Raw genomic sequence first — 25,501 nt, forward strand, 5'->3', positions numbered from 1 at the left:
AACGAAACCACTCGCGACCGGCGATTTCCAAGGGAATCGCCGGGAAAATCCGCTTTCGCCGCGAATTATTGGCCCAGGGTTGCGAATTGACATTGTCGTGACGGCTTCAAACCACCCTGACGTAGCTCGTCATGCCTGATTTCTGATGCTCGATGATATGGCAGTGCAGCAGCCAGTCGCCGGGATTGTCGGCGACGAAGCCCAGGCTCACCTTCTCATTGGGTTGGATGAGATAAGTGTCCGAAATCAGCGGCTGCACCGGACGCGGCGAGGATGACAACACTTTGAAGCTCATGCCATGCAAATGCATCGGATGCGATTGCGGCGTCAGGTTTTCCATGTCGATGATGTAGCTTTTGCCGAGCTTCAGTTCGGCCAAGGGCGCGGTCGGATCGGGCGTATCGCCCGGCCACGGCACTTTGTTGATGGCCCAGAAACTGTAGCCGAGCGAGCCGCAGATGCTGTCGCTCGGAACGTTCTCCGCCGTTGCGCTGAGCGTCAGCGAAATATGCTGGGCAGTGGTGAGATCGACCTCGGCCACCGGATTGGCCTCCAGCGGTGCGAGATCGCGGCTGTCGCGTTTGAGGGAAGCTCCAACCGCGCGCAGCGTCGCCAAGGCTTTCGGCTTGGTGCCCCTGACGTCCCGCAAGGTCACAAGCGCGCCCTCGTTGTCGGGCATGCGGACAGCGAGTTCCAGACGCTGACCGGGTCCGATCAATAGGGCGTCGGGTGCAAAACGCCGCGGCACCGGGTTGCCGTCCAGCGCGATGACATCAGCTTCGGCGCCGTCGACGCGAAAGGCGTAGATTCGGGTGACATCGGTGATTGCAACGCGCAGCCGCACCAACCCGCCGGCCGGCGCGTCATATTGTGGCTGGTCGAGCCAGTTCGCCGTGCGCACCGTGCCGTAAGTGCCGGTCCTGGCCGCATCGCGCGGTCGGAACTGGTCGATAAACTGAGCGTCGTCGCCAAGGCGCCAGTCGCGCAGGTTGAGGACAAATTCGGCGTCGAATTTCGGATCGTTCGGGTTTTCGACCACGATCACACCGGTCAGGCCGTGCCCCATCTGCTCCAGCGTGTTGCAATGCGGATGATACCAGAAGGTGCCGGCGTCGGGCGGCGTGAAGGCATAGTCAAAATGATCGCCGGTGTAGACGTAAGGCTGCACCAGGAAGGGCACGCCATCCATCTTGTTCGGCAGGCGAATGCCGTGCCAGTGGATGGTCGTCGGATCGTCGATGGCGTTGACGAGGCGCGCGGCGAAGGGTTCGCCTTTCTTCATCCTGAGCACCGGCGGCATTCCGGCGTTGCCGTAAGTCAGCACGTTGTTGGTCTGGCCGACATCCATCAGCTTCGCCTGGGTTTTCGCCGTCCGCAGCACCATCGGCTCAGGCGCGGACGCCGCCCGGCCGCCAATCCTGCCCATGGCGGCAAGCCCGAGCCCGCTCGCGCCAGCAAACGCTGCCGTTTTCAGAAGTGAGCGGCGTGTGAGTACGGCCATCTGACGCTCCATGGGGGGCAGACGGTTGCCCCGGAATTCCTGGGGCAATAGCAGGGAACGGTCCCTCCTTGCCAATGAAACCTGCCGAGCGCAGGACATGCCGGCGTCAACTCGGCCGGCAGGGCATGCCGGAATTCACGATGGCGGCTGGTCGGTGGCGTAGGCTGATCATCCCGGTAAGGCAAAAGAACAAACGCCATGGGCAATCCACGGATTCCGGCGCATGCCTTCATTCGCCTGCTAGCGACGAATAGCCTCGAAGCGCCAGCGCAACGAGTGGTCGATTCGGGAAAATCTGGTGCTGCGAGAGAGGATTGAACTCTCGACCTCTCCCTTACCAAGGGAGTGCTCTACCACTGAGCTACCGCAGCCGCTGATGGCGGGGCTTCTGCCATATCGAACCGGCAAGCGCAAGGCCAAGAACAACGCTTCTGTGAAAGCCTTTGCCGGATAGCTTTCCATGACATGGCGGCGCCACAATGTTGGCTATCCCTGAATGGCGGGTTGGCTGGTCGCCAACCGGGGCGGGATGATGAACGACAAGACAAATCCACCGAAAAGCAGCGAAACAACCCGCAAGAGCCGGCTCGCCGAGCAGTTGCGCGCCAATCTGCAGAAGCGCAAGGCGCAGTCGCGCTCGCGCCGCACAGGTGAGGCCGACCAACGGCCCGACGGGCTCGGCGCGGCCAAGGAAATGAAGAAAGATTAACTCAAATCGGCCACTCTTGGGCCGGGGTGGGCGAATCCTATTTCTTGAACCACATTGGTCAATGGTCTAGACGGGCCGATACACTCAAACGATTGAACCGGCCTTTTCTGGCTGAGAGGGACATTCTCTAATGGATCGCATCAGAATTGTCGGCGGCAACAAGCTTGCCGGAAGCATTCCGATCTCGGGCGCCAAAAACGCCGCTCTGCCGCTGATGATCGCCTCGCTTCTGACCGACGATACGCTGACACTCGAAAACGTGCCGCATCTGGCCGATGTCGAGCAACTGATCCGCATCCTCGGCAATCACGGCGTCGACTATTCGGTCAATGGCCGCCGCGAGAAGCAGAATGAGGGCTATTCGCGCACCATCAACTTCTCCGCCCGCAACATCGTCGATACCACCGCCCCTTACGAGCTGGTGTCCAAGATGCGCGCCTCGTTCTGGGTGATCGGGCCGCTGCTGGCCCGGATGGGCGAGGCCAAGGTCTCGCTGCCCGGCGGCTGCGCCATCGGCACGCGTCCGGTCGATCTGTTCCTCGAAGGCCTGCAGGCGCTGGGCGCCGATATCGATGTCGATACCGGCTATGTCATCGCCAAGACCCGGAATGGCCGCCTCGTCGGCAACCGTTACGCCTTCCCCAAGGTCTCGGTCGGCGCCACCCATGTGCTGATGATGGCGGCATCGCTCGCCAAGGGCGAGACGGTGCTCGAAAACGCCGCCTGCGAGCCCGAGATCGTCAACCTCGCCGAATGCCTCAACGCCATGGGCGCCAGGATTTCCGGCGCCGGCACGCCGACCATCACCATCGACGGCGTTGAAGCGCTGTCGGGCGCGCGCGTGCGCGTCATCCCCGACCGCATCGAGACCGGCACCTATGCCATGGCTGTGGCGATGACCGGCGGCGACGTTGTGCTCGAAGGCGCGCGGCCGGAGCTGCTGCAGACGGCGCTCGACGTGATTTCCCAGACGGGCGCGGAGATCACGCAGACCAATTCCGGCATCCGCGTGAGGCGCAATGGCGCCGGCATTTCGCCGGTCGATGTGACGACGGCGCCCTTCCCGGCCTTCCCGACCGACCTGCAGGCGCAGTTCATGGGTCTTATGACCATGGCCAAGGGCAAGTCGCGCATCACCGAGACGATCTTCGAAAACCGCTTCATGCACGTCCAGGAACTGGCTCGGCTCGGCGCCCACATCACGCTTTCGGGCCAGACGGCGATCGTCGACGGCGTGGCGAAGCTGAAAGGCGCGCCGGTCATGGCGACCGATCTTCGCGCATCCGTCTCGCTGGTCATCGCTGGCCTGGCGGCCGAAGGCGAGACCACGGTCAATCGCGTCTATCACCTCGACCGCGGTTTCGAGCGGCTGGAGGAAAAGCTTTCCAATTGCGGCGCGGTGATCGAGCGTATTTCGGCTTAACGATCCACGGTCGCTTGGCGAAATCATCTGCGAAGCGTCCTTCTCCCGCCACTATGCGGGGGAGAAGTGCCGGCAGGGCCGATGAGGGGTGCAAAACCTGAGGCAATTGCCTCTGGCAGCATTCTTGGCGCGGTTGCACCGATCGGAAAGACCGCCTAACAGAAAGGCTGGTTGCCAACCTCTAGGTATGAAATCCGCATGGTCTTAAAACTCATCGCGCTCGACGACCAGGATCTGAGCATCGTCTCGGCCCATCTCCAGGACGCCGTGATGAAGGTCTCGGACCTCGAATTCCTGCCCAAAGCCAAGCGTTTCGTGCTGACCATGAACCGTTTCGTGTGGGAAGCCAAATCCGGCCTGTTTCGCCAACATAATGAGCGACGGCAGGCCGTGCTGCATTTCGACCGGGTGCTGGGCGCCAAGACCAACGGCATCGCGCGCGACAAGCCGGCCGAAATCCTCTCCCTGCTGGCGATCAGCTTCATCGAGATCAGCAAGCCCGCGGGCATCGTCGAACTGATCTTTTCGGGCGGCGGCACGATCATGCTCGATGTCGAATGCATCGAGGCCCGCCTTGCCGATATTGGCGGCGCGTGGGAAGCCACGTCGCGCCCCATACACAGGGCTTGAGCATACGATGGCCATCACGCTTCGCCAGTCCGACGCCGATTTCGAGCAGCGTTTCGCCGCGTTTCTCCTGACCAAGCGCGAGGTATCGGCCGATGTCGACGCCGTGGTGCGCGACATCATCGCGCGCGTGCGTGCCGAGGGCGACGCGGCACTGATCGACTACACGAAGAAATTCGGCGGAGGCGACCTCGCCGAACTCGGCGTTGCCGTCTCGGCGGAACACATCGCCGGCGCCTATGCCGAGGCCGATCCGGCCACGGTCGAGGCGCTGAAATTCGCGCGTGACCGCATCCGGTCCCACCACCAGCGGCAAAAGCCGCAGGACGAACGCTACACGGATGCCGCCGGCGTCGAGCTCGGCTCGCGCTGGACCGCGATCGAGGCGGTCGGGCTCTATGTGCCGGGCGGCACGGCAAGCTATCCGAGCTCGGTGCTTATGAACGCCGTGCCGGCCAAGGTAGCCGGCGTCGAGCGCATCGTCATGGTCGTGCCGGCACCGCACGGCATCGTCAACCCGCTGGTGCTGGTGGCGGCGGATATATCAGGCGTCTCCGAAATCTACCGCGTCGGCGGCGCGCAGGCGATCGCGGCACTTGCCTATGGAACGCAGACGATCAAGCCGGTGGCAAAGATCGTCGGCCCCGGCAATGCCTATGTCGCCGCGGCCAAGCGGCGGGTGTTCGGCACTGTCGGCATCGACATGATCGCCGGGCCGTCGGAGGTGCTTGTGGTGGCCGACGGCGGCAATGATCCGGAGTGGATCGCGGCGGACCTGCTTGCCCAGGCCGAGCATGACGTGTCGTCGCAGTCGATCCTGATCACCGACAACCCGGCTTTCGGCAAAGCGGTTGAACAAGCGGTCGAACGCCAGTTGCAGAGCCTGTCGCGCGCGGAAACGGCGGCGGCGAGCTGGCGCGATTTCGGCGCGGTGATCGAGGTCGAAACGATCGAGGCGTCGCTGCCGCTGGTCGACCGTATCGCCGCCGAACATGTCGAACTGGCCATCGACGATGCCGAGGGCTTCCTCGCAAGGATGCGCAACGCCGGCGCGGTTTTTCTCGGCCGCCACACGCCCGAGGTCATCGGCGACTATGTCGGCGGCTCCAACCATGTGCTGCCGACGGCGCGCTCGGCGCGCTTCTCGTCGGGCCTTTCCGTGCTCGACTTCGTCAAGCGCACCTCGGTCCTGAAGCTCGGGCCGGAGCAGTTGCGCATGCTGGCACCGGCGGCGATCGCACTCGCTCAGGCGGAAGGGCTCGACGCGCATGGCCGCTCTGTCGCCATACGTCTGAACATGTAGGCCGGCATGACGGGCCACGATCAAACCCGCGCAAAACTGATCGATGTCGAACTCGATGAATCGATCGGCCGTTCGACGCCCGATGTCGAGCATGAACGGGCGGTGGCGATCTTCGACCTGATCGAGGAGAACAGTTTTAAGCCTGTCAACGACAGCGGTACAGGTCCTTACCGGCTGAAGCTGTCGCTGGCCGAGTCCCGCCTGGTCTTTGCCGTGGCGCGCGAGGACGGCGCCGCCGTCGTCACCCACATCCTGTCGCTGACGCCGCTCAGGCGCATCGTCAAGGACTACTATATGATCTGCGAGAGCTACTACGACGCCATCCGCTCCTCGACGCCGAGCCACATCGAGGCGATCGACATGGGCCGCCGTGGCCTGCACAATGAGGGCTCGCAGACGCTGATGGATCGGCTCTCCGGCAAGATCGACATCGACTTCGACACGGCGCGACGGCTGTTCACGCTGGTCTGCGTGCTGCACTGGCGGGGCTGATCCTGGTCGCCGGCGCCCTGCCCCGCTCGGTCCTGTTCCTGTGCGGCATGAATGCCGTGCGCTCGCCAATGGCCGAGCAGCTGGCGCGCCGGATGCTTCCCGCTACCATTTTCGTCGCCTCGGCGGGTGTGCGCGCCGGCGAGCGCGACCCGTTCGTCGATGCCGTGCTTGCCGAAGACGGTCTGACGCTGGGCGAACGCCATCCACGGACGCTGGATGATCTCGAGGACGACTATTTCGACCTGATCGTGACACTGGCGCCGGAGGCGCACCATGCGGCACTCGAACTCACCCGCTCGCTTGCCGTCGAGGTGGAATACTGGCCGACGCCGGACCCGACCGGTGCCGACGGCACGCGTGAACAGATCATGGCAAGCTATCGCGACGTGCGCGAGCGGCTGAAGTTACGCATAAGCCGACGTTTTTTGCTTCCCGAAGCAAAAAACGCGACGGATTAAGCGTGTTCACAAGCGCACGATTATCATATAGGTTCCGCCGAAATTCCGGCTGGAGTCGGATGATTTCAGGTCTGTCCGACCTGAAATCATCCGACTCTAGGTCAAAGAAGTAGAGCGTGATGTCGTCGGAAAACCGCTTCACACTTTTCGGCATCATGCTCTAGGCGCCGGAACTGTCATCCAAGCAAAGGTATCGAATGCCGAAGGAAGAAGTCCTCGAGTTTCCGGGTATCGTCACGGAATTGTTGCCCAACGCGATGTTCAGGGTAAAGCTCGAAAACGAACACGAGATTATCGCCCATACGGCCGGCCGCATGCGCAAGAACCGCATCCGCGTGCTGACCGGCGACAAGGTTCTGGTCGAGATGACGCCATACGACCTGACCAAGGGCCGCATCACCTACCGTTTCAAATAAGATCAAGACCCGAGCGCGATGAGCATTTTGCATAAGCTGGTGCTTGCCTCGGGTTCGCCGCGTCGCATCGAACTCTTGCAGCAGGCCGGCATCGAGCCGGACCGCATCCTGCCAGCCGATATCGACGAAACGCCGCTGCGTGCCGAGCATCCGCGCTCGCTGGCCAAACGGCTGTCGAAGGAAAAGGCCGAGAAGGCGTTCGCATCGCTGAAGGCCGAGACCGACTATGCGCCAAGCTTTGTGCTGGCGGCCGACACGGTGGTCGCCGTCGGGCGACGCATCCTGCCCAAAGCCGAGACACTGGATGACGCCGCCAACTGCCTCGGGCTGTTGTCCGGCCGTTCGCACCGGGTTTATTCCGGCATCTGCCTGATCACGCCGGGGGGCAAAATGCGCCAGCGGCTGGTCGAGACGCGGGTGCGTTTCAAGCGGCTGCCACGCGAGGAAATCGACGCCTATGTCGCCTCGGGCGAATGGCGGGGCAAGGCCGGCGGCTATGCCGTCCAGGGTCTCGCCGGCTCCTTCGTCGTCAAGCTCGTCGGCTCCTACACCAATATTGTCGGCCTGCCGCTCTATGAGACGGCGGCGCTGCTGTCGGGCGAAGGTTTCAAGACCCATCAAAACTGGTTGTCCGCGCGACCATGAGCGCGGACGACAAAGTCACGCCACTGCGGCCCAAGCGCCCTTGCCCCGAATGCGGCAAGCCGTCGGCGCGCGAGACTTATCCGTTCTGCTCGACGCGCTGCAAGGACATCGACCTCAACCGCTGGCTGAAGGGCGCCTATGTCATCTCCGCTCGCGACGACGAGGAAGAACCGGACGCCGACGAGCCTAAATGAAGCCAGGGCCGAAATGAAGCCAGGGCCGCCGGTCAGGCGGCCTGGTTCTTGCGATCACCACGCGCCCAGGCCGGAAGCCAGTCGCCGTGGGCGGCCAGGAGATCGTCGACCAATGACCAGATCTGGTCGAGGTCGAGTTCGGCCGCCGTGTGCGGGTCCATCATCGCCGCGTGATAGATGTGTTCGCGGTTTTCCGTCATCAGCGCCCGCACCGTCAGTTCCTGCAGGTTGATGTTGGTACGGATCAGCGCCGTCAATTGCGGCGGCAGGTCGCCTATATAGGTCGGCTGGATGCCGGACGCATCGACCAGGCACGGCACTTCGGCCGCGCAATCGCGGGGCAGCGAGGTGATGCAGCCATTGTTGCGGACATTGCCGTAGATCACCGACGGCTCACCGGTCCAGACCGAATTCATGATCGAGGAGGCATACTCCTTGGACTCCTCGACCTCGATACGTTGGGCCGAGCTATACGCCTGCGCCTGGTCCTTCCAGCGCTCGATCTGCTCGATGCAGCGCTTGGGGTATTCATCGAGCGGAATGCCGTATTTCTCGATCAAATCGGGGCGGCCGTCCTTGATGAAATAGGGCGTGTATTCGGCAAAATGCTCCGAGCTTTCGGTGACGAAATAGCCCAGCCGCGTCAGCATCTCGTAACGCACCTTGTTGGGGCAGCGCGGGTTCCAGCCGGGCTTCGGCGCGCGGCCTTCGCGATAGGCGCGCACGAGATCGGGATAGAGGTCGCGGTAGGATCCGTCCGGCTGGCGATGCTCGAACTTCAGGTAGAAGGCCATGTGGTTGATACCAGCCGAGCGGTAACGAATCTCGTCGTAAGGAAGGTCGAGGTCGTGCGCCAGTTCCATCGCCGTGCCTTGCACCGAGTGGCACAGCCCGACCTGCCTGATCTCGGGATATTTCTCTGAGATCGCCCAGGTGTTGATCGCCATCGGGTTGACGTATTGCAGCATGATCGCCTGCGGGCAGACTGCAAGCATGTCCTCGCAGATCTTCCACAGATGCGGCACGGTCCTCAGGCCCCGCATGATGCCGCCGACACCGAGCGTATCGGCGATCGTCTGGCGCAGCCCGTATCTCTTCGGCACCTCGAAATCCGTGACGGTGCAGGGCTCATAGCCGCCGATCTGGAAGGCGACGACGACGAAATCGGCGCCCGCCAGCGCCTTGCGCTGGTCCGTGTAGGTCTCGGCCTTCGCCTTGACGCCGAGTGTGGCGATCAGCTTGTTGACGACGACGGCGCTTTCTTCCAGCCGCTGCGGATTGATGTCCATCAGCGCGATCGTGGCGCCCGAAAGTGCCGGGCGCTGCAGCACGTCGCCGACGATGTTCTTCATGAACACCGTCGAACCGGCGCCGATGAAAGTGATCCTGGGATGTCTTGCCAATGTAACCTCCGGCATGTGTTCAGGCCACGTCGAAAGCGGCCCTGACGAGCCGTTCGGTGTAGGCGGTCTTGGAATTGGTGAGGACCTCGTCGACAGGGCCCTGCTCGACGATCTTGCCGTGCTGCATGACGATGACGCGGTGGCACAGCGCGCGCACCACCTTGAGGTCGTGCGAGATGAAGAGATAGCTCAGACCACGCTCGTCCTGCAGCTTGCGCAGCAGGTCGATGATCTGCGCCTGGACGGAGAGGTCGAGCGCCGATGTCGGCTCGTCGAGCAGGATGAATTCGGGTTCGAGTGCGATGGCCCGCGCAATCGCGATACGCTGGCGCTGGCCACCGGAGAACTCATGCGGAAACCGCGACAGGATATCGCCCGGCATGCCGGCACTGACCAGTGCCTCGCGCACCCGCTCGACCCGCTCGCGCCGTGTCGCGCCGATGCTGTTGACGATCAGCCCTTCCTCGATGATCTGGCCGATCGTCATGCGCGGGTTGAGCGAGGAGAACGGATCCTGGAAGACGATCTGCATGCGCGAACGCAGCGGGCGCATCTCGCCTCGCGACAGGCCATGGATAGGCTGGCCATCGAAGCGGATCTCGCCGCGTTTGGCGTCGGCCAACCTCAGCAGCGCCTGGCCGAATGTGGTCTTGCCAGAACCGGATTCGCCGACCAGTCCCAGCGTCTCGTGGCGGCAAAGCTTGAGGTCGAGGTCGTCGACGGCAACCAGTTCGCGCCAGTCCGGCTTCAGGAACGTTCCATGGCGCAGCATGAAGCAGACGCGCACGCCGTTCGCCTCGAGGATGGTGCCGCTGCCCTCGGGCAGCGGTTGCGGCCGGCCGCGTGGCTCGGAGGCAAGCAGCCGCTGGGTGTAGGGATGCCGCGGAGCGGCGAAGAGCCGTTCGGTGACGTTGTGCTCGCACATTTCGCCATGCTGCATCACATAGACGTAGTCCGAAAACTTGCGCACCACGGTGAGATCGTGGGTGATCAGGATCACCGCCATCCGCAGCTCTTTCTGCAGATTGCGGATCAGGTTGAGGATCTGCGCCTGGACCGTGACATCAAGCGCGGTCGTCGGCTCATCGGCGATCAGCACGTCGGGATCGTTGGCGAGCGCCATGGCGATCATCACGCGCTGCCGCTGCCCGCCCGAGAGCTGGTGCGGATATTGTTTGAGCCGCGCTTCGGGTTCGGGGATCTGCACATGCCGCAGCAGCTCTAGCGCCCGCGCCCAGGCTTGCTTGCGGCTCACCTTGCGATGCACCCGGATTGCTTCGACGATCTGGCTGCCGACCGTATAGATCGGATTGAGCGAGCTCATCGGCTCCTGGAAAATCATCGAGATGCGGTTGCCGCGCAGCTTGCGCCGGGCGCTTTCGGAAAATTTCAGGATGTCCCGCCCGTCGTAACAGATGCTCGATTTCGGCGACACGGTGGCGCGGCGCGACAGCAGCCCCATGACGGTGCGCGCCGTCACCGACTTGCCGGAACCGGATTCGCCGACGATCGCGATCGTCTCGCCGCGATAGAGCTGAAACGAGATGTCCTTGACCGCCTCGACGACACCGTGTTCGACCTTGAAGGCCACCTCGATGTTGCGGGCATCGATGACGGGCTCTCCCTGGCGCCCATCATGGTCAAGGCGGAAAGCTGGTGCGAAGGGCTCGGCGAGTACAATGGTCATCCCGGTCCCCTCAATACGGATCGACGGCATCGCGCAGGCCGTCGCCCAGCGCGTTGAAGGCAAAGACGGTGACGAGCACGAAACCCACCGGCGACAGGATCCAGGGATAAGTTCCGATGACCGAATAGGTCGCGGTGTCCTGCAGCATCAGGCCCCAGGAGATCAGCGGCGGCTTGACGGCAAAACCGAGGAACCCGAGGAAGGATTCGAGCAGCACCACCGTCGGGATCGCCAGCGTCACGGCGACAATCACGTGGCTCATCACATTGGGAAAGATGTGCTGCAGGATGATGCGCCGGTCTGTCGCGCCGACCGCCATGGCGGCGCGCACATACTCTATGCGCGCCAGCGCCAGCGTCTTGCCGCGCACCTCGCGCGACATCTGCGCCCAGCCCAGCGCCGACATGACGATGATGACGAAGGCGAGGAACACATTGGTCGGCGCGGTGACCGGGATCAACGTCGTCAGCGCCAGGTAGAGCGGCAGTTGCGGGAAGGCGAGCACCAGTTCGACGAAGCGCTGCATCCAGACGTCGAACCGGCCGCCGAAATAGCCGGAGACCATGCCGACGGTGGTGCCGATGACGGTGATGATGAAGACGACCGTCAGCGCGATCATCAGTGAGACGCGCGAGCCGTGGATGGCGCGCGACAGCACGTCGCGGCCGAATTTGTCGGTGCCGAGGAAATGCACCGGCTGGCCATCCGTCGAGGCGAAGAAATGCCGGTTCGCCGGTATCAGTCCGAAGAGCTTGTACGGTGCGCCTTCGACGAAGAAGCCAAGCAGCCTCGGGTGGTCGTAGTCGGGGCCGACGATGGGCTGGAAAGTAACCGGATCGAGGTCGGCCGAATCGGACAGTGCATAGACCCTCGGCCGCGCGACGAAATTGCCATCCTTGTCGTGGAAGGACGGCAGCTGCGGCGGGGCGAAGCCGACATCGGTCGCCTTCGGGTCCATCGGCGCCAGGAATTCGGCGAATACGGCCATGACCAGGAGCAGCACGACCAGCCAAAGCCCGGCCATGCCGGTCCAGGAGCGCTTCAGCCGGCGCCAGACAAGCGCCATGTAGCTCTCATTGCCGCGTGCGGGCGCCACTGTGGCTCGCTCGGCCGGCAGTGGCGGTGGTGAAGGATCTCGTGCCAGCATCTAACCCTCCCCGAACTGGCGCACGCGCGGATCGAGCAGGACGAGCAGCATGTCGGCGATGATGTTGCCGACGATCAGCGTCGCCGACAGCACCATCATGAAGGTGGCGGTGACATAGACGTCGCCGACCGCCATCGAGCCGACGATCGCCGGACCGACGGTCGGCAGCGCGAAGATGATCGCCGTCTCGATCTCGCCGGTCAGCATATAGGGCAGCACCACGCCCTGATACATGACCAGCGGATGCAGCGCATTCGGTACGGCGTGGCGCATCACGACGGCGCTACCGGTCAAGCCCTTGGCCTTGGCCGTCTCGACATATTGCGCGTTGAGCGTATCGAGCAGATTGCCGCGCATGACGCGCATATTGTAGGCAAGGCCGCCGAAGGTGGCGATCGCCACCACCGGCCAGACATGCTTGACCAGGTCGACGAACTTCGCCCACGACCATGGCGCGCCGCCATATTGCGGCGAGAAGAATGAGCCGATCTCCGAGACATTGAACTGGAAGACCAGGAGATAGACGATGATCAGCGCCATCAGGAAGCGCGGCACCGTCATGCCGAGGAACGAAATCGCCGACAGGGTCGAGTCGATCCAGGTGTATTGCCGGGTCGCCGCCCAGATGCCGAAGGTGATGCCCAGCACCGAGGCGAGCAGATGGCAGACCAAAGCCAGAAGCAGCGTGCGCGGCAGGCGCTCGCCGACGACGTCGGCCACCGGCTTGTTGTAATAGAGGCTGTAGCCGAAATCACCCTGGGTGACGATGCCGCCGATCCAGTTGAGATACTGGACGGGCAGCGGCTTATCGAGGCCGTGCTCGACGCGATAGGCCTGAGCCTGAGCATCAGCCTCGGCGAAGGAGGCTCCGCCCTGGTTGATCAATTGCGAGCGGATGTAATCGGCATAGTCGCCAGGCGGCGCCTGGATGATGGCAAAGGTGACGAGGCTCAGAATAGCGAGAACCGGTATTGCCGACGCTATACGCGTGAGCAGGAATCGCAGCATGGGCGGTCCGCTTCCTCATCTCGCCGGACGCTCCTTGGGGGCGCTCGGAGGGTTGGTTTGTTCCGGCCGCGCCAGCGGCGCGGCCGGGTCTCTCTCAGTCAGGGGAGGTAAACTTACATCGGACCCTTGTCTCCAGGCTTGCCGGGAAGCTCTTCCGGGAACAATTCGTATTTGGCCTGCTTGTCGGCCGCGACGAAGACCCGTTCGCGGATGATGGAATCCTCAGCCCAGTTGAACATGAAGATCGGCGTGCCTTGCGGAATGTTCGAGAAGCGCTTGTTGATGATCAGCGCGCCGGGATATTCCGTCAGGCCGATATTGTAGACGTGTTCGGTCGAGATTTTCTGGAAGTCCCGCATCAGACTGGCGCGCTGGTTATTATCCGCCGACGAGACGAACTTGTTGACGATGTCGACGAGATCCTTCTCGAAAGGCATCAGATCGACCTCCCCGCTTTCCGGCGCGCGGTGATCCCAGCTGGTCTTGGGGCCGACTGGAGCGAGCTGCACGGTGTTCTGCACCACTGAGGTCAGCTCCTGCTCATTGCGCCGGATCAGCCAGTCGAAACGGCCTGAATATTGCGTGGCATCGCGCTGGGTACCGTTGAGCCCGTTGAGCACGATCCGCAGACCAAGCTTCTCCATCTGCGCGACCACGCCTTCGGCGAGGCTTTTGTCGGTGGTGTAGTCGTTGTTGACCAGCATCACGATCTCGACATTCTTGCCGCCGGCGGTACCGGCCGGGAAGTTGACGAAACCATCGCCGTCAGTGTCCTTCAGGCCGGCCTTGGCGAGTTCGGCTTTGGCGCCCTCGAGGTCGAAAGGATAGTAGACGGTGGATTTGCGGTCGTAGAAGCTGGTGCCCGAGGAGAGGCCGCCAGGATAGATCGCGGTGAACGGCCCTTTGACGAGGGAATCGCCCAGCGCCTTGCGGTCAAGCGCCATGGTGACGGCCTTGCGGAAATCCTCGTTGCGGTTCAGTTCGCGGATCGCCTGGCCGCGCTCGTCCGGATTGCCCCAGCCATTGGCGGAAAAATTCATGCGCAGGTTATAGCCGATGAGGCGCGGGCCGAAGGCAAGGCGCGCCGGCGCATTCGCTTCCGCCGCGCGCTTCAGAGAGGCAACGAAGTTTTCCGGCTGCTCGAGATTAGAGAAGTCGCCTGCGCCGGCGACCGCCTGAACGTCCCGGTCGGCCCAGGTCGACAGCTTGTAATGCAATTCGTTGAGATAGGGCAGCTGGTTGCCCTTCTCGTCCACCTTCCAATAATAGGGATTGCGGCGCATGACGATGATGTCGTCGACCCGATATTCGACCGGCACCCAGGCGCCCATGACCGGCATGTTCATATACTCCGGCGGGAAGGCGTTCTTGAACTGGTCGTAGGTGTTCTTCGAATATTTCGGGTGCTGCGGCTTCAAGATATGCGAGGGACCGGGGCAGAAGGTGCCATAGGCCATTGCGTAGAGGTGCTGTTTCGGGAAGGCGTCCTTGAAGGTCCACTCGACGGTGTAGTCGTCGATCTTCTTGAGCGTCGTGCCGACACCGAAGGTTTCCTGGGTGGCGCCGTTGAGCGGCGAGACGTTGGGATCCATGACCTCGTCGTCCCAGTAGAACATGACATCGTCGGCGTTGAATGGCACGCCGTCGGACCATTTGGCACCTTCGACGAGATGCATGGTCAGCTTGTGGCCATCAGCTGACCAATCCCAGCTTTTGGCGAGGTTGGGCAGCGGCTCGGTATCCTTCGCCTCGACCTGGAACAGCGGCGCGGTGCGCGTCAGGCACTCGGAAAGGCCGATGTCGATGCCGCCCCAGCCTTGGGTCTGGCCGGCGCCGTAGTTCCAGCCTTCCGGCCGGCCGCCGATGACATGGCGCATCGTATCGCCGTAGACGCCGACGCCGTTCGGCATGTTGCCCGTCTTGAAGACAAGCGGCTCCTTCGGCAGCCTTTCCTTGACCGGCGGCAGCTTGCCGGCCTTGACGTATTTTTCCGTCACCCAGCCGGGCTCGTGATACTCGGGCAGCGCCTTGAACTCCAGGATGGAGTCGCGCGCCACGTATTTGATCTTGCCCTCCGCCGGAAACGTCGCCGGCACCGGCGGGACGGTCGGTTCGGAAGCGAAAGCGTTGAGCGCTGGAACGGAGACGCTCAGCGCCAGTCCAGCGGCAATGCCAATACTGCGTAGGTTCCTCATTAGTGTCCTCCCTCGTGTTCAGACGTTTGCTGCTGCTCGTCTTGTCTATGTCTCTATGCAATTCCGGACGGAGAACCGCTTCACACTTCTCCCGTGATTTCTCCGGGCGGCTGACTGCGGTGGACCTGCCTCCCGAGGGTCCGCCGCCGCGCCCGGTTTTCAGACGGCCTGTTTCAGCGCGGCCTTTTCTGCCCGCAGTTCCTCGATCGAGCGCACGTTCCGCCGCGCGGCACCCGCCCATTCCCGGGTCTTGACTGTGGATTTCGACAGCCGCTCTTTGGCCGCAGGAACCGCGTGGGCATATTGCGGCAACCATTGCGCCTGGGCGACGACCATTTCGTCCACCATCTGCCAGACCTCCTCCGGCGTCGACACGGCGCCGACCAGCGGGTCGTGCAGCACGGCAAGCTTCAGAAGATCGATGTCGCCAGAGATGGCGGCATGGACCGACATGCGCTGAACGTTGATAGAGGCCATGCAGGTGACGGCACAGGCTTCCGGCAGCGTGATGCCGGCGGCCATGTTGATGCCGAAACGGTCGACGAAACCGGGCGATTCGATGATGGCGTCGCGTGGCAGATTGGTGATCACGCCGTCATTCTTGACGTTGAAGTGGCCGCGATAGACGCGGTTGGTTTCCAGCGCCTCCAATATGTGGCTGGCATGCTCGTTGGAGCGCTTTGAGGCGTCGATCGGCTTCGATGCCGCTTCGAGGAATTGCGGATATTCGGTCTCGAACCAATTGCGGGTTTCCGTGGAATAGCGGAGATAGCCGCCCGTTTCGCCATGGATCCAGTCCGACATGTCGATCCAGCGCGTGATCTCGTCGGGGCGCTTGCGGTACCAGGGCAGATATTCGGAAAGATGCCCGTTGCTTTCAGTCGAATAGACGCCGAAACGCTTGAGCACATCGATGCGAAGCTTTTCCTGCTGGGAATAGACCGGGTGCGCCTCGAAGGCGGCGACTAGCTCATCTTTGTCGATCTTTCGGCCGTTCAGCCGCAAATCGATGAACCAGGTCTGGTGGTTGATGCCGGAACAGACATAGTCGAGTTCCCGCGGCGATTTCGCGCCCAGCACCGCGGCGATCTGTTCGGCGCCGTGCTGGACACCATGGCAGAGGCCGACGGTGTCGACCTTGCCGTATTCGATCGCCGCCCAGGTGTTCATCGCCATCGGGTTGGCGTAGTTGAGGAATTTGGCGTTGGTGTCGGCGACTTCGCGGATGTCCTTGCAGAAATCGAGGATCACCGGAATATTGCGCTGGCCGTAGAGGATGCCGCCGGCGCAGATCGTGTCCCCGACACACTGGTCGATACCGTATTTCAAGGGAATGCGGATATCGTCGGCATAGGCTTCGAGGCCGCCGACCCGCACGCAGCTGATGATATAGCGAGCGCCCTCGATTGCCTTGCGGCGGTCGGTTGTCGCGGTCACCCTGGTCGGCAATCCGTTCGCCTCGACGATCCTGTCGAGGATCGCCTTGATCATCCCCAGATTGTGCTCGCTGAGGTCCGTCAGCGCGAATTCGATGTCCTTGAATTCAGGCACGCAGAGAATATCGGTGAACAGCTTCTTGGTGAAACCGACGCTGCCGGCGCCGATAATAGCGATTTTGAAACTCATCACCTTCACCTCGATCCATTCGAATGCTAGGCAAGGAGCAGCAAGGGAGGAAGACGGCTACACGCCTTGGCGTGCAAGCCATTCAGGCCGGAATCCGGCTTTCTCTCCTCCCGCCTGCTCCTCGATCGCGGGTTATTCGCGTTCTTCGAGGCGGGATTATGCGCATATTCGCGGGCGCGGCCAGAGAAGGATTATGCTTTCAGGGGTAATTTTGTGCTGCGGGATTTGATCGCCAACGGACAGTCAATGCGGACGGTCTCGCTGCCGCGCGGCCGCCAGCGCCTGCATGCCATGCCGACAAGCACGGGCTATGAGGTGCGCGAGGACGTGACCTATGACTGGGACGGGCGAAAGCGCGGCCAGACACCATTCACCGTACTGCAGCATACGATCAGCGGCACCGGCCGGCTGCGCTACGAGAACCGCGATTACCGCCTGCAGACGAACGACACGCTGCTGGTGCTGGTGCCGCACAACCACCGCTACTGGCTGGCCAGGGACGAGCGCTGGGAATATTTCTGGATCTCGATGAACGGCGAGGAGGCGTTGCGCATCCACAAGTCGATCCTCGACGTGTCGGGACCGGTCTTTCGGCTGCAGCCGGCGACGATCGACCATCTTGCCGATTGCAGCCTGCGTCTCATCAAGGGGGCCGCTTCGCCAGGTGCTGCTTCGGCGATCGCCTACGAGGCGGCGATGGCGCTCTATGACGATGTGTTCGGCTCGCATGCCTTTGCCGAAAAGCAGAGCGCCATGCAGCCAGTCATCGATCACATCAACGCCAATCTCGACAAAGCCCTGCCGGTGGCGGACCTCGTCCAGATCAGCGGGCTCAGCCGGGCTCATTTCTCGCGCTGTTTCGCCGAGAGCGAGGGCCTGCCGCCCGCCGAGTTCGTACTGCAGCAGCGGCTGCAACGGGCCGCGAAGCTTTTGACGAAAGCGGACTTCCTGCCGGTAAAGGAGGTCGCCATCCTGTGCGGTTTCGAGGACGCGAATTATTTTTCGAAGGTCTTCCGCCGACTCTACGGCACGACGCCCAGCCAATTCCGCACGACCGGCATGTATGCCAGCTTGCGAACCCCGGCCAGGCGCAGCGTCAGACCGTCGGACGACGAGACCTGACGCCGCTTGGGGCCGTTTTTTGTCAGGCCGCGTGCAGGCTGCCGCCGTCCAGCCACTCGAGTTCGGCGGGCGAGAGCGCGATGTCCAGCGCCCGCAGACTGTCGTCCAGTTCGCCAAGCGTACGCGGCCCGATCAAGGGGATCGATGGGAAAGGCTGGTTGAGCACATAGGCCAGCGCAATGTGGATCGGGCTTTTGCGCAGCCGGGCGGCGAGCTCGATCGCGCGGTCGCGACGACCGAAATTGCGCTCCGAGTACCAGACCCGCACCAGTTCCTCGCTGTCCAGCCTGTCGCGCCCAGCGCGGTCGGTGAAGAAGCCGCGTCCCTGGCTCGACCAGGCAAAGTTCGGCATCTGCCTGGATGTCAGCCAGGCCTTCCAGTCATCGGTGGAAGAGGTGACACAACCAGCCCAGATCGGCTCCAGCATTTCGGCCAGCGAAAAATTGTTGGAGAGCACGCCGGGCTTCTGCTTGCCGGTTCGCTCGGCATAAGCAATCGCCTCGTCCATGCGCTGCATCGTCCAGTTCGAGCCGCCGAAGGGGCCGCGAATGCGCCCGGCTTTGACCTCGCGGTCCATGGCATCGACGAATTCGCCGACCGGCACGTCCGGATTGTCGCGATGCATGAAATAGATATCGACATGGTCAGTCTGCAGGCGGTCGAGCGACTGGGCAAGCTGCTTGCCGATCACGTCGGGATAGCAGAGCGGCGAATGCGCTCCCTTGGCGATAACAACCGATTGCTCGCGCACGCTACGGTTCCTCAGCCATTGGCCGAGCAGCGTCTCGGTGTAGCCGCCGCCATAGACATAGCCAGTGTCGAAGAGATTGCCGCCGGCCTCGAAAAAGGCGTCGAGCAGGATCGACCCGGAGGAGAAGGTGCGGAAATCCTCGAAGCCGAGCGCCACCACGGAGGCCGGCTTCGCCAGGCCCGGAATGGTGCGCTTGCCGATCGCGGTGCCGCCCGGGCGCAGGGGTCGCCCGGAGATGGTGTTGGTGCGCAGCGAGGCCTTCTCGATCTCATATTCCAGCCCGACCGCCGCGCGCCATCTGTCAAGCACGCGCAAGGTGCCGAGGCTGTCGGCCCAACCCATGCCCGGCCAGGCGAATTCCTGACGCCCGGCGCGGATCGCCTCGCCGGCGGCATCGACCTCGAAGGAATAGACATGGCGCTTCTCGTTGACGCTGATGGTCTCTTGCGCGCCGTCGGCACCGATCACGTCGATCCGGCCTGGGCCGACATCGCGGTCGCCGCCGGCGAACCAGAAGTCGGGCACCTCGACACGCCCCTTAGTGCCGAAGATGCGCAGGACATTGTCCTGGTTGAGCGAGATGCTGCAGGAAACCTCGGCAACGATAGCGCCGGGAAAATGCAGGACAGCGGAGGCCCATTCGTCGACACCGGATTGACCAAGATGGGCGGTGCCGGCGACCTTGTCGGGTTCGGCGAAGGGCGCTCCGATGGCGGTACCGGCAATCAGCCGCACCATCGAAACGGGATAACCGCCGACATCGAGGATGCCGCCGCCGGCGAGATCGTTGGCGTAGAGCCGGTGCCGCGGCATGAAATCAGGCATGGCGAAGCCAAAGCTCGACTTGATCATCCTGATCTCGCCGATGACGCCCGACTTGATCAGATCCACCAGTTGCAGCATCTGCGGATGCAGCCGGTACATGAAGGCTTCGCCGAGGAAGGTGCCGGCCTTGCGCGCCGCATGCATCATGGCGTCGGCCTCGAAGGCCGTCAGCCCGAGCGGCTTTTCGCAGAGCACATGCTTTCCGGCTTCCGCCGCCCTGATCGCCCATTGCGCATGGCCTGGATGCGGGACCGCGATATAGATCGCGTCGATCTCCGGATCGGCAAGAAGAGCGTCATAACCGTCGAGGATGCGGGCGCCGGGAAAGCTCTCGGCCAGTCCCGGCTTGCCGGGATTGCGCGCGCCGATGGCAACCAGTTTACCGGTGCGCGAACCGGCGACGCCGCCGGCAAAGGCCTTGGCGATGCCGCCCGGCCCAAGAATGCCCCAGCGAATGGGCGTTGATGCAGTCATGTCATTCTCCTTGCGGGCTGGGAAAGGGGCGGCCGGTCAGCGCAGCCGCATCCCTTTTTCGTCGAACAGGTAGGATTTGCGGATGGAAACGGTGACATTTGATGTCTCGGGGACCTTTGCCGCGTCGCGCTGGATCACCACGTCGTCGCCATGGGCCGTCCTGGCGTAGAGAAAACTCGTGCCGCCCAGGTGCTCGACCACGTCGATGGCGACCGTAAGGTCAGCGTCGCCTTCACCGGCAACGCCGAAATGTTCGGGCCGCACGCCGACGATGACCTTGCTGCCCGGCTCGGGCGCGACGCCTGTCAACGGCTGGACGACACGGGCCTTCTCCTCGCCCGCCAATTCGACCACAACGCCTTTTGCATCACGGCCGACAATGTGGGCCTTGATGAAGTTCATCTTCGGCGAACCGACAAAGCCGGCCACGAAAATATTGTCGGGATTGTCATAGAGTTCGAGCGGCCTGCCGATCTGCTCGATATGGCCGGCGCGCAGCACGACGATCCGGTCGGCGAGCGTCATTGCCTCGGTCTGGTCATGGGTGACATAGACCATGGTGGCGCCGAGTTCCTTATGCAGCCTTGAGATCTCGACCCGCATCTGGACGCGCAGTTCGGCATCGAGATTGGAAAGCGGCTCGTCGAACAGGAACACTTGCGGCTCGCGCACGATGGCGCGGCCGATGGCGACACGCTGGCGCTGGCCACCGGAAAGTTTCTTCGGGCGGCGCTCCATCAATTCGCTGATGCGCAGGATCTCGGCCGCGCGCTTCACCCGCCGCTCGGTGTCGGCCTTGGGGTTGCCGGTCATGCGCAACCCGAAGGAGAGGTTCTGTTCGACACTCATATGCGGATAAAGCGCGTAGGACTGGAACACCATGGCGATGCCGCGGTCGGCGGGCTCGACATCATTGACCACCTTGCCACCGATCGCGATCTCGCCGCCGCTGATGTCCTCCAGCCCGGCGATCATTCTGAGCAGCGTGGACTTGCCGCAGCCCGACGGGCCGACGAAGACGACGAACTCACCATCGGCGATATCGATGTTGGCGCCGTGGACGACCTCGAACGCGCCGAAGCGCTTGGCGACATTGGTGAGAGTGACGGTTGCCATTCTGCTCCTTATTTGACCGCGCCGGCGGCGATGCCGGCGATGAAATGACGCTGCAGGAGCACGAAGACGATGAGCATCGGCACGGTCAGCATCACCGCACCCGCCATGATGCCGCCCCACGAAACTTTGGTCAGGCCGATCAGCGTGCCGAGCGCCACGGGTGCCGTCATCGAACCCGGCTGGCTGTTGATCAAAAGCGGCCAGAGATAATTGTTCCAGGAGGCGAGAAACAGGATGATGCAGAGTGCGGCCAGCATCGGCCGCGCCAACGGCAAGGCGATGAAGACGAAGATGCGCCACTCCTTGACGCCCTCGACGCGGGCGGCATCGAACAGATCGTCCGGCATCATGGAAAAGCTCTGGCGCATGAACAGCACGCCAAGCGAATTGAACAGCGGCGGCACGATCAGCGCCACCCACGTGTTGGCGAGCTTGAAGTCGCGCGCCACCATGATGAATTGCGGGATCAGCACCACCGCATAGGGCAGCGTGATGGTGCCCAGGATGATGGCGACGACGACGCTTTTGCCGAAGAACTGGTAGCGGGCCAGCGCCCATCCGGCCATCGAGGTCAAAAGCACCGACAGGACGGTGTAGGTCACCGCCACGCAAACGGAGATGATGATGGCGCCGACGAAGTCGGTGTCGCGCTGCAGATTGTTGAAATTGTCGATGAAGTTGCCGTGCGGCAACAGTTCGATGCCGGGGCTGAAGATGCCGTTGTCGGGCATGGTCGAGAACACCACCATCATCCACAGCGGAAACAGCCAGATCAGCGCCAGCGGCGTCAGGAAGAGGTGCAGTGCGATGCTTCGTTTCAGTCTTGCCGACGAGAGCGAACTCATTTCGGTTCCCTCGTCAGCCAAAGCTGCACCAGCGTGATCGCGATGGCGAGCCCCGCCATGGTGTAGGCGACGGCCGAGGCATAGCCGAAGTTGAGCGAGCGGAAACCCTGGCGGTAAAGCAGCAGGCCGAGCGTCTCTGTGCCGCCGCCCGGCCCGCCGCGCTCGGTGATCAGGAACGGCTCGGTGAACAATTGCATGGTGCCGATGATCGACAGCACGGCGCAGAAGACGATGACCGGCTTCAACAGCGGCAGGGTGATGTAGAAGAATTGCTTGAGCTTGCTCACCCGGTCGAGCGTCGCCGCCTCGTAGACATCATCGGGAATGGATTGCATGCCTGCCAGCAGGATAATGGCGTTGTACCCGGCCCAGCGCCAGGTGACCGCGATCATGATCAGCGCCATGGCCGGCGTGACGTTGGAGAACCAGTCGACCTTCGGCAGGCCGATGCTGTTCAAGAGCTTGTTGACGATGCCGAAATCGAGGCTGAACATCAGCCGGAACACCGCGGAATAGGCGACCTCGCCGACGACGACCGGTGCGAAGAAGGCAAAGCGATAGAGGCCGCGCGCCTTGAGCAGCGGCGAATTCAGCAACACCGCCATCACCATGGCCAGGGCGATCATCACCGGAACCTGGATGACGAGGATGAGCAGCGTGTTCTTCAGCGCGTTGAAGAAGGCAGGGTCGCCGATCAGCCGGCCCCAGTTGAAGCCCGGTGCGAAGCGCCACGGCACGGTACGCGTCGCCTGGAACGAGATCAGGAACGAAGAGATGATCGGCCACACCCAGAAGATGGCGAAGATCAGGAGATAGGGCGTGAGGAAGCGATAGGCCGTGGCATTGCGGTTGCGCATCTTTTTTCCTCCTTCATCCCTGGTGTTGAAGACAAGCGAGCAAGTGGCGGGTCCAGGACGGCACTTTTGCCATCCCGGACCCCGTCCTGGGAGATCAGGACTTGACAGGCAGCCCAGTCGCCGAGGCGATCTGGCTAGCGGCGTCGTCGAGTGCCGCCTTGGCGTCGGGGTAGCCGCCGGCGAGATATTTGGTCTGCACCGCGCGGACGATGATCTCGGCATCGCTCTGGAACTGCGTGCCGCGGCTCGGAACAACCTTGGGCAAGGTGCCCAGAATATCCTTCCACACCGCCTGGCCACCCCAGTAGGGCAGGCCCTGGCTGACATAGGGGTCGTTCAGGGCCGAGACCAGCGAGGGGACAAGACCGAACTCCTTCAGCATGGTGATCTGGCCTTCATTGGTGCCGAGCGTGTATTTCAAATACTCGTAGGCCGCTTCCTTGTTCTTCGACGCCGAAGTGATGGCGAGCGAGGAGCCGCCGAGATTGGCGGCGCGCGGGCCGTCCGCGGTCAGGCTCGGCATCAGGTAGACGCCCCATTTGCCGTTTTCGCCCGCCGATTCGGTGCGGATAGTGCCCTCGTACCAGCCGCCATAGACCTGGGTGGCGACGGCTCCGGCGGTGTTGTTGGTGATCTTGGTACCCCAGTCGGCGGACGAGACGATGCCAGCGTCCTTCATCTCCTTGACCTTGGTCATGGCGTCGACGCATTTGGGCTGGTTGACCGTGATCGACTGGCCGTCCTCGGCGAAATAGGCGCAGCCCTGTTCGTTGGAGATCATGCGGAAGAATTCACTGTCGCCGTTGAAATCGGCATTGGTCATCGAGACCCCCGGATTGGCGGCCTGGATCTTCTTGCCGGCGGCGATGAAATCGTCCCAGGTCTTGATCGATGCCGGATCGACGCCGGCCTTCTCATAGAAGTCGCGGCGATAGAAGGCGGCGACCGGGCCGGAATCCCACGGCATCGCGTAGGCCTTGTCGCCGACTTCGAGTTCGGTGCGCTTGAAATCGGGGAATTTCTTCTGGTCCTCCGCCGTATAGCCCAGCGTATGCAGGTCGACGAAACAGTCGGGGAACTGGCTCCAGTAATTCTCGGCCTCGCCATTCTCGATGGTGACGATATCGGGCAAGCCGACGCCGCCGGCCGCGCATCCTGCGATCGACTTGTCATAGGTCGGCTGGTTGCCGAGATCCTGGACCGTGACCTTGATGTCGGGATGCAGCTTGTTGAAGCCGGCAACCGTTGCTTTCAGGGATGAAGCGGCAATGTTCCAGCTCCAGATCGTGATTTCGCCGGATTGCGCGAAGGCCGGGGCGGAGCCCAGGGCAAGCGCTAGCGCGGCGCAGGACAGTGTGATGCGCATTGAAATCCTCCCATTTCATTTGCTCTCTCTGTGAGCGTGGCTAGACTAGGCACCGGTAAGGGCCTGTCCCTGACAGAGGGAATATGGAATTGGCGGAAAGTAAGATGCCTGACAGGCCGTTTTACCAGCCCGGCGCCAGCAGCGTTGAGGGTTTTCCGCTGGCGCTGCAGATGTTCCACACCAACCCGCTGGTGATGCTGAAGCCGCATTGGCATGCCCAGGTCGAGGTGAATTTCATCGTCCGCGGCTCCGTCCACTACCGCATGAACGAGCACGAAATATCGCTTTCGGCCGGCGAGATGTGCCTGTTCTGGGGCGGCCTGCCGCATCAGATGGACGATTTGAGCGAGGACGCCGTCTATGCCGGCGCGCATCTGCCGCTGGTGCATTTCTTTCGGCTGCACCTACCGGCGGACATACGCCATCGGCTGATGACGGGCGCGACGCTGGTGACCAGCGCCACCGATCAATCCGACAACGACAATTTCGCCCGCTGGAACCGCTATGCCCGCTCAGGCGATCCGGCCAAGGCCGAGCACGCCGTCAACGAACTTCTGCTGCGGCTGGAGCGGGTGCGGTTCGAGCCCTACCGGCTGGTGCCGGGAAACGCCGCCGGGCAGGAAGCGGGCAGCCCCTTCGATCAGCAGTCGTCGCGCAATGTCGGGCGCATGTGCGATTTCATCGCCGAGAATTTCCTCTACGACATCGATTGCGTGAACATAGCGGCGGCCGCCGACATCCACCCCAAATACGCCATGAGCCTGTTCAAGAAATCGACCGGCATGACGCTCAACGAATATGTCAACCTTCTGCGGCTGAGCTACGCGCAGGCGCTGTTGATGCATCAGGACGCCAATGTGCTGCGCGTGGCCATGGATAGTGGCTTCGGCTCGCTCAGCGCCTTCAACAAATCCTTCCGCAAGCTCGCCGGCATGACGCCATCCGACTTCCGCAAGGGACTGGCAAGCGCCAGATAGGCGGGCGCACGGCATGGAAACCAGCCCATCGGGCGGCATTTCTTTTCCTGCAGGAAATCCACATCTGGGCGCTGGACAGGCCGGATTCCCATGCTATAACCCACGCGCTTTCAAGGGGTGCCTACGGTGCCTTTATGAAATCCGGAGCACGAGTTTTCGTTAGCCGGAACAGGCCCAGATAGCTCAGTTGGTAGAGCAGCGGACTGAAAATCCGCGTGTCGGTGGTTCGAATCCGCCTCTGGGCACCATCCCCTCCCGGTCCGTTCCGGACACATAGGTTACGGTTTATACCGGAGACATGGGTAACACTTTTGGCCCGAAGGGGTTTTGGAGT

The 25,501-nt window shown here is 62.6% G+C and carries 23 protein-coding genes and 2 tRNA genes; 12 read left to right on the plus strand and 13 right to left on the minus strand.

All coding sequences use genetic code 11. The features are described from left to right. Positions 1-106: 106 nt before the first annotated feature. Complete coding sequence (locus FJ941_RS08575; protein WP_140504724.1) at positions 107-1,501, minus strand: multicopper oxidase family protein; 1,395 nt, start codon at positions 1,499-1,501, stop codon at positions 107-109. Between the two features lie 296 nt (positions 1,502-1,797). After that, positions 1,798-1,872 (minus strand) — tRNA-Thr (locus FJ941_RS08580). Positions 1,873-2,033: 161 nt separating this feature from the next. Here FJ941_RS08580 and FJ941_RS08585 point away from each other — a divergent pair. From FJ941_RS08585 to yacG, 9 genes are all read left to right on the plus strand, one after another. Continuing rightward, positions 2,034-2,210, plus strand: coding sequence for a hypothetical protein (locus FJ941_RS08585; protein ID WP_140504726.1), 177 nt, complete (start codon positions 2,034-2,036; stop codon positions 2,208-2,210). A gap of 130 nt (positions 2,211-2,340) precedes the next feature. Continuing rightward, a complete protein-coding gene (gene murA, locus FJ941_RS08590; RefSeq protein WP_027146553.1) occupies positions 2,341-3,633 on the plus strand; it encodes a UDP-N-acetylglucosamine 1-carboxyvinyltransferase in 1,293 nt (430 codons plus the stop codon). Positions 3,634-3,831: 198 nt separating this feature from the next. After that, on the plus strand, positions 3,832-4,263 hold the full coding sequence (locus tag FJ941_RS08595) for a DUF2948 family protein (protein WP_140504728.1): 432 nt from the start codon (positions 3,832-3,834) through the stop codon (positions 4,261-4,263). Between the two features lie 7 nt (positions 4,264-4,270). Further along, the gene (gene hisD, locus FJ941_RS08600; RefSeq protein ID WP_140504729.1) at positions 4,271-5,563 is read left to right on the plus strand and encodes a histidinol dehydrogenase; all 1,293 of its coding nucleotides are present in this window, start codon (positions 4,271-4,273) and stop codon (positions 5,561-5,563) included. 6 nt (positions 5,564-5,569) lie between these two features. After that, positions 5,570-6,055 (plus strand): UPF0262 family protein, encoded by a 486-nt coding sequence (locus tag FJ941_RS08605; protein ID WP_140504731.1) that lies wholly within the window; start codon positions 5,570-5,572, stop codon positions 6,053-6,055. Further along, the gene (locus FJ941_RS08610) at positions 6,043-6,513 is read left to right on the plus strand and encodes a low molecular weight phosphatase family protein (protein ID WP_140504733.1); all 471 of its coding nucleotides are present in this window, start codon (positions 6,043-6,045) and stop codon (positions 6,511-6,513) included. The genes FJ941_RS08605 and FJ941_RS08610 overlap by 13 nt, the downstream gene beginning before the upstream one ends. Positions 6,514-6,710: 197 nt before the next feature. Next, positions 6,711-6,929, plus strand: a complete 219-nt coding sequence (gene infA / locus FJ941_RS08620; RefSeq protein WP_006329283.1) for a translation initiation factor IF-1 — start codon at positions 6,711-6,713, stop codon at positions 6,927-6,929. Positions 6,930-6,947: 18 nt separating this feature from the next. Further along, positions 6,948-7,574: a Maf-like protein gene (locus FJ941_RS08625; protein ID WP_140504737.1), complete on the plus strand. Its 627-nt coding sequence runs from the start codon at positions 6,948-6,950 to the stop codon at positions 7,572-7,574. After that, a complete protein-coding gene (gene yacG, locus FJ941_RS08630) occupies positions 7,571-7,768 on the plus strand; it encodes a DNA gyrase inhibitor YacG (protein ID WP_140504739.1) in 198 nt (65 codons plus the stop codon). The genes FJ941_RS08625 and yacG overlap by 4 nt, the downstream gene beginning before the upstream one ends. 32 nt (positions 7,769-7,800) lie before the next feature. Here the strand turns inward: yacG and FJ941_RS08635 are convergent, their stop codons facing one another. From FJ941_RS08635 to FJ941_RS08660, 6 genes are all read right to left on the minus strand, one after another. Next, a complete protein-coding gene (locus FJ941_RS08635) occupies positions 7,801-9,171 on the minus strand; it encodes an alpha-glucosidase/alpha-galactosidase (protein ID WP_140504741.1) in 1,371 nt (456 codons plus the stop codon). Positions 9,172-9,190: 19 nt separating this feature from the next. Next, complete coding sequence (locus FJ941_RS08640; RefSeq protein ID WP_140504743.1) at positions 9,191-10,858, minus strand: ABC transporter ATP-binding protein; 1,668 nt, start codon at positions 10,856-10,858, stop codon at positions 9,191-9,193. 10 nt (positions 10,859-10,868) lie between these two features. Continuing rightward, positions 10,869-12,005 (minus strand): ABC transporter permease, encoded by a 1,137-nt coding sequence (locus FJ941_RS08645; RefSeq protein ID WP_027146562.1) that lies wholly within the window; start codon positions 12,003-12,005, stop codon positions 10,869-10,871. Further along, on the minus strand, positions 12,006-13,013 hold the full coding sequence (locus FJ941_RS08650; RefSeq protein WP_140504745.1) for an ABC transporter permease: 1,008 nt from the start codon (positions 13,011-13,013) through the stop codon (positions 12,006-12,008). It abuts the gene before it with no gap. A 113-nt stretch (positions 13,014-13,126) separates the two neighbouring features. Beyond that, positions 13,127-15,208: an ABC transporter substrate-binding protein gene (locus tag FJ941_RS08655; protein WP_140504747.1), complete on the minus strand. Its 2,082-nt coding sequence runs from the start codon at positions 15,206-15,208 to the stop codon at positions 13,127-13,129. Between the two features lie 159 nt (positions 15,209-15,367). After that, a complete protein-coding gene (locus tag FJ941_RS08660; RefSeq protein ID WP_140504749.1) occupies positions 15,368-16,834 on the minus strand; it encodes an alpha-glucosidase/alpha-galactosidase in 1,467 nt (488 codons plus the stop codon). 66 nt (positions 16,835-16,900) lie between these two features. Here FJ941_RS08660 and FJ941_RS08665 point away from each other — a divergent pair, with 66 nt between their 5' ends. Then, positions 16,901-17,956, plus strand: coding sequence for an AraC family transcriptional regulator (locus FJ941_RS08665; RefSeq protein ID WP_348640740.1), 1,056 nt, complete (start codon positions 16,901-16,903; stop codon positions 17,954-17,956). Positions 17,957-17,978: 22 nt separating this feature from the next. Here the strand turns inward: FJ941_RS08665 and FJ941_RS08670 are convergent, their stop codons facing one another. From FJ941_RS08670 to FJ941_RS08690, 5 genes are all read right to left on the minus strand, one after another. Continuing rightward, positions 17,979-20,006 carry an aldo/keto reductase gene (locus FJ941_RS08670; protein ID WP_140504753.1) on the minus strand — a complete coding sequence of 676 codons (2,028 nt, stop codon included), beginning with the start codon at positions 20,004-20,006 and terminating at the stop codon, positions 17,979-17,981. Positions 20,007-20,042: 36 nt separating this feature from the next. Further along, positions 20,043-21,122: a sn-glycerol-3-phosphate ABC transporter ATP-binding protein UgpC gene (ugpC, locus tag FJ941_RS08675; protein WP_140504755.1), complete on the minus strand. Its 1,080-nt coding sequence runs from the start codon at positions 21,120-21,122 to the stop codon at positions 20,043-20,045. A gap of 8 nt (positions 21,123-21,130) precedes the next feature. Beyond that, on the minus strand, positions 21,131-21,967 hold the full coding sequence (locus tag FJ941_RS08680) for a carbohydrate ABC transporter permease (RefSeq protein WP_027146569.1): 837 nt from the start codon (positions 21,965-21,967) through the stop codon (positions 21,131-21,133). After that, a complete protein-coding gene (locus FJ941_RS08685; protein WP_027146570.1) occupies positions 21,964-22,824 on the minus strand; it encodes a sugar ABC transporter permease in 861 nt (286 codons plus the stop codon). Before FJ941_RS08685 ends, FJ941_RS08680 begins: the two co-directional genes overlap by 4 nt. A gap of 94 nt (positions 22,825-22,918) precedes the next feature. Then, positions 22,919-24,190 (minus strand): ABC transporter substrate-binding protein, encoded by a 1,272-nt coding sequence (locus FJ941_RS08690; RefSeq protein ID WP_140504757.1) that lies wholly within the window; start codon positions 24,188-24,190, stop codon positions 22,919-22,921. Positions 24,191-24,294: 104 nt separating this feature from the next. Here FJ941_RS08690 and FJ941_RS08695 point away from each other — a divergent pair, with 104 nt between their 5' ends. Continuing rightward, on the plus strand, positions 24,295-25,167 hold the full coding sequence (locus tag FJ941_RS08695; protein ID WP_140504759.1) for a helix-turn-helix domain-containing protein: 873 nt from the start codon (positions 24,295-24,297) through the stop codon (positions 25,165-25,167). A gap of 172 nt (positions 25,168-25,339) precedes the next feature. After that, positions 25,340-25,415: transfer RNA gene (locus FJ941_RS08700), tRNA-Phe, on the plus strand. The last annotated feature ends 86 nt before the right edge of the window (positions 25,416-25,501 follow it).

Origin of the sequence: Mesorhizobium sp. B2-3-13 (assembly GCF_006442195.1) — a bacterium.
Taxonomy (GTDB): Bacteria; Pseudomonadota; Alphaproteobacteria; order Rhizobiales; family Rhizobiaceae; genus Mesorhizobium; species Mesorhizobium salmacidum.

What these genes read in the sequence shown, in the direction of transcription:
- FJ941_RS08575 (WP_140504724.1), bottom strand. Translation starts at nt 1,501, where the DNA reads ATGGCCGTACTCACACGCCGCTCACTTCTGAAAACGGCAGCGTTTGCT.
- FJ941_RS08585 (WP_140504726.1), top strand. Translation starts at nt 2,034, where the DNA reads ATGAACGACAAGACAAATCCACCGAAAAGCAGCGAAACAACCCGCAAG.
- murA (WP_027146553.1), top strand. Translation starts at nt 2,341, where the DNA reads ATGGATCGCATCAGAATTGTCGGCGGCAACAAGCTTGCCGGAAGCATT.
- FJ941_RS08595 (WP_140504728.1), top strand. Translation starts at nt 3,832, where the DNA reads ATGGTCTTAAAACTCATCGCGCTCGACGACCAGGATCTGAGCATCGTC.
- hisD (WP_140504729.1), top strand. Translation starts at nt 4,271, where the DNA reads ATGGCCATCACGCTTCGCCAGTCCGACGCCGATTTCGAGCAGCGTTTC.
- FJ941_RS08605 (WP_140504731.1), top strand. Translation starts at nt 5,570, where the DNA reads ATGACGGGCCACGATCAAACCCGCGCAAAACTGATCGATGTCGAACTC.
- infA (WP_006329283.1), top strand. Translation starts at nt 6,711, where the DNA reads ATGCCGAAGGAAGAAGTCCTCGAGTTTCCGGGTATCGTCACGGAATTG.
- FJ941_RS08625 (WP_140504737.1), top strand. Translation starts at nt 6,948, where the DNA reads ATGAGCATTTTGCATAAGCTGGTGCTTGCCTCGGGTTCGCCGCGTCGC.
- yacG (WP_140504739.1), top strand. Translation starts at nt 7,571, where the DNA reads ATGAGCGCGGACGACAAAGTCACGCCACTGCGGCCCAAGCGCCCTTGC.
- FJ941_RS08640 (WP_140504743.1), bottom strand. Translation starts at nt 10,858, where the DNA reads ATGACCATTGTACTCGCCGAGCCCTTCGCACCAGCTTTCCGCCTTGAC.
- FJ941_RS08645 (WP_027146562.1), bottom strand. Translation starts at nt 12,005, where the DNA reads ATGCTGGCACGAGATCCTTCACCACCGCCACTGCCGGCCGAGCGAGCC.
- FJ941_RS08650 (WP_140504745.1), bottom strand. Translation starts at nt 13,013, where the DNA reads ATGCTGCGATTCCTGCTCACGCGTATAGCGTCGGCAATACCGGTTCTC.
- FJ941_RS08655 (WP_140504747.1), bottom strand. Translation starts at nt 15,208, where the DNA reads ATGAGGAACCTACGCAGTATTGGCATTGCCGCTGGACTGGCGCTGAGC.
- FJ941_RS08660 (WP_140504749.1), bottom strand. Translation starts at nt 16,834, where the DNA reads ATGAGTTTCAAAATCGCTATTATCGGCGCCGGCAGCGTCGGTTTCACC.
- FJ941_RS08670 (WP_140504753.1), bottom strand. Translation starts at nt 20,006, where the DNA reads ATGACTGCATCAACGCCCATTCGCTGGGGCATTCTTGGGCCGGGCGGC.
- ugpC (WP_140504755.1), bottom strand. Translation starts at nt 21,122, where the DNA reads ATGGCAACCGTCACTCTCACCAATGTCGCCAAGCGCTTCGGCGCGTTC.
- FJ941_RS08680 (WP_027146569.1), bottom strand. Translation starts at nt 21,967, where the DNA reads ATGAGTTCGCTCTCGTCGGCAAGACTGAAACGAAGCATCGCACTGCAC.
- FJ941_RS08685 (WP_027146570.1), bottom strand. Translation starts at nt 22,824, where the DNA reads ATGCGCAACCGCAATGCCACGGCCTATCGCTTCCTCACGCCCTATCTC.
- FJ941_RS08690 (WP_140504757.1), bottom strand. Translation starts at nt 24,190, where the DNA reads ATGCGCATCACACTGTCCTGCGCCGCGCTAGCGCTTGCCCTGGGCTCC.
- FJ941_RS08695 (WP_140504759.1), top strand. Translation starts at nt 24,295, where the DNA reads ATGCCTGACAGGCCGTTTTACCAGCCCGGCGCCAGCAGCGTTGAGGGT.